General features: G+C 63.8%; 2 protein-coding genes. Both read right to left on the reverse strand.

Annotated elements, in window-relative coordinates:
• Nucleotides 1–133 precede the first annotated feature (133 nt).
• Nucleotides 134–1,087 (reverse strand): ribosome biogenesis GTPase YlqF, encoded by a 954-nt coding sequence (gene ylqF, locus HLUSI_RS0121690; protein ID WP_083831024.1) that lies wholly within the window; start codon nucleotides 1,085–1,087, stop codon nucleotides 134–136.
• Nucleotides 1,088–1,228: 141 nt separating this feature from the next.
• Complete coding sequence (locus tag HLUSI_RS0121695; protein WP_083831023.1) at nucleotides 1,229–2,665, reverse strand: MFS transporter; 1,437 nt, start codon at nucleotides 2,663–2,665, stop codon at nucleotides 1,229–1,231.
• Nucleotides 2,666–2,816: the final 151 nt, after the last annotated feature.

Consider the following 2,816-nt stretch of genomic DNA (forward strand, 5'->3'; position numbering starts at 1 on the left):
AAAAAAAAAAAAGGGCGGGACCTCCACGGGGTCCCGCCCTTTTTGTTTGCATGTCTGCGCCGTCGCGCCGGCAGTTCAGCAGTTCAGCACATACCGCACACGCAAGCCGTTTCGCTGCCCGCCCTCCGCTCCGTCATTCGGGTCGGCCGCGATTCTTTTCCGCTTCCTCGGCGGCGATGGCCGCCAGTTCCGCGGCTTCTTCCGCTGCTGCGATCGCCAGCTCGGCCTGGTAACTGGCCAGCAAGGCGGCGCGCGTGGCGGGCGTCTCCAGCGTGATTTGTCCGAGCGCGCCGGTGCGATAATCCTGCAGGAAAGTATGCGCCGCCTTTTCAAAGTCGAAGTCGCCGCCCTTGAGGCGGAAGCCGCGCTTGATGGCGACCCCTTCCACCACCGCCACGCCATCCATGCCCTCGGTCTTGAAACCGTAACGCGCCGCCAGCAGGTGCGGATAACGCTTGAGCAGTTCGTCGGCGAGGAAGGTCGCTACCTCTTCCTCGATCAGCGCGTTGCTGCCGATCGCGTGGCTGGCAGCCAGCATCAGGCCGTCGCTGGGATGCTGGATCTTCGGCCACAGCATGCCGGGCGTGTCGATCAGCACCATGTTGTTGCCGAGGTAAAGACGCTGCTGCGTCTTGGTCACGGCCGGCTCGTCGCCGACGGCGGCCACGCGCTTCTTGAGCAGCGCATTCATCAGCGTCGACTTGCCGACGTTGGGAATGCCCATGATCATCATGCGCAAGGGCTTGAGCGGCGTGCCGCGATGCGGCGCCAGCGCCAGCGCCAGCTTGGGCACCTTGGCGACGTCGCTCGGCTTCTTGCAGCTGAGCGCGACGGCGTTGACGTTCTTCTGGCTGTTGTAGTGCGCGATCCAGGCTTGTGTGACGCCCGGATCGGCGAGGTCGCTCTTGTTGAGGATCTTCAGGCAGGGCCGCTGGCGAAACAGGCGGATCTGCTCGATCATGGGATTGCAGCTGGCCTGCGGCAGGCGGGCATCCACCACCTCGATGACCAGGTCGACCTTTTCCATCGCCTCCGCCGCCTTCTTGCGGGCGGCGTTCATGTGACCTGGGAACCATTGAATAGACATGCGGAATTCTTCTTTTTGCAAAATAAGCCGCTATTTTACGGCCTGCGGCCCGTTTGCCCCTAAAAAGAAGGTCGGCGAAGGTGCCGATTCCTCCTGTTCGGCGACTTATTCCGCAACTTGCTCCGTAACTTGCTCAGTAACTTACTCCCCGGCCGGAACGGCCGCGGCCGTACTCGCCGCCGAGCGTGCATTGACGTAACGCAACACCAGCACCAGCGCCAACGCGTAGACGATGGCCACCACGCCGTAGGCCAGCACGATGCGCGTAATCCAGTTGCCGAAGCTGTGCAGGATCGCGCCCATCAGCGCCACGCCGACCAGCGCGCCGATCTGGCGATTGGCGTTGAGCGCGGCGGCGGCGCTGTTGGCGTGGCCCTTGCCGGCCACCTGCATCACGGCGGTAGTCATGGCCGGGATGGCGGTGCTGATGCCGAGGTTGGCGAGCGCGCCGGCCACCGCCAGCATCCAGTAAGGCGTCTCCGGCGTCAGCCCGATCTGCACCGCAGAAAACACCGCGCCGACCGTCAGGCCCAGGCGCAGCGGCAAACGAGGACCAAAACGCGCCGTCATGCGGCCCGAGTTCAGGTTGCCGATGAAGATCACCGCCATCATCGGCAGCATCTGCAAACCGGTCTGCAGCGCATCGGCGCCACGCGCCTGCTGCAGGAACAGCGCCAGGAAAAAGAACTGTCCGTAGACGCCGAAGTTGATCAGGAAGCCGATGCCGTTGGCGGCCGCGAACTGCGGCGTGGCGAACAGCGCACGCGGCAGCAGCGGCGCCGAACCGCTGCGCTCGCGCTGCACCAGCGTGCCGAATGCCAGCATCGTCACCACCACGGCGGTCGCGATGGGCAGCGATGTCCAGCCGTAGACCGGCCCTTCAATCAGCACGAAACTCAAGGCCGCCAGCATCAGCACGCCGAGGAAATGGCTGGCGATGGTCAACGCGCGCACGTGCCGCTCCACCGACGGAATCATCTTGACCGCCATGTACAGGCCGAGCAGGCCGACCGGCACGTTGATCAGGAAGACGCTGCGCCAGCCGAACGAATGGATCAGGATGCCGCCGACCAGCGGGCCGACCGCCGCCGCGCCGCCGACCGTGGCCGACCAGACGCCCAGCATGCGGGCGCGCACGCGGTCGTCTTCGTAGACATGGGTCAGCAGGCTCAGCGAACTCGGCATGAAGAACGCAGCGCCCAGGCCTTGCAACAGGCGCGCGGCAACCAGCATGCCGCCGTTGGGCGCGGCGCCGCACAGCAGCGAAGCGACCACGAACAGCACCAGGCCGAGCAGGTAGATATTCTTGGCGCCGTAGCGATCGGCCAGGGCGCCGCCGACCAGCAGCATGGCGGCGAAACTCAGCGTATAGCCGTCGACGATCCAGACCAGCATGCTAAGCGGCGTGGCCAGGCTTTTTTCAATCGACGACAAGCCGACGTTGACCACGGTGACGTCGAGCATCGCCATGACGAAGCCGATGGCCAGTGTCACCAGCGGCAGCAAGCCGACTTGAGCATCCACCTTGTGTGGAATCGCAGTGATTGCGCCGGCCGGTGCAGGACATTGTGTAGACATGGAAGCACTTCTCTTTCGATAGGGTTGCCGCCCGACAATCTCCGCGTGAATCCAAAGGGAATGCGAGCAAGGATGCCATTCTAAGCTTCTTGCGCAATGCAATAAATAAGCATAATCTTACCTTGCAGGAAGCCATCATGGATTGGGACAA

Source organism: Herbaspirillum lusitanum P6-12 (assembly GCF_000256565.1).
Lineage (GTDB): Bacteria > Pseudomonadota > Gammaproteobacteria > Burkholderiales > Burkholderiaceae_D > Herbaspirillum > Herbaspirillum lusitanum.

Excerpts from the sequence above, each read along its gene's own strand:
- ylqF (WP_083831024.1), bottom strand. The coding sequence starts at position 1,087 with ATGTCTATTCAATGGTTCCCAGGTCACATGAACGCCGCCCGCAAGAAG.
- HLUSI_RS0121695 (WP_083831023.1), bottom strand. The coding sequence starts at position 2,665 with ATGTCTACACAATGTCCTGCACCGGCCGGCGCAATCACTGCGATTCCA.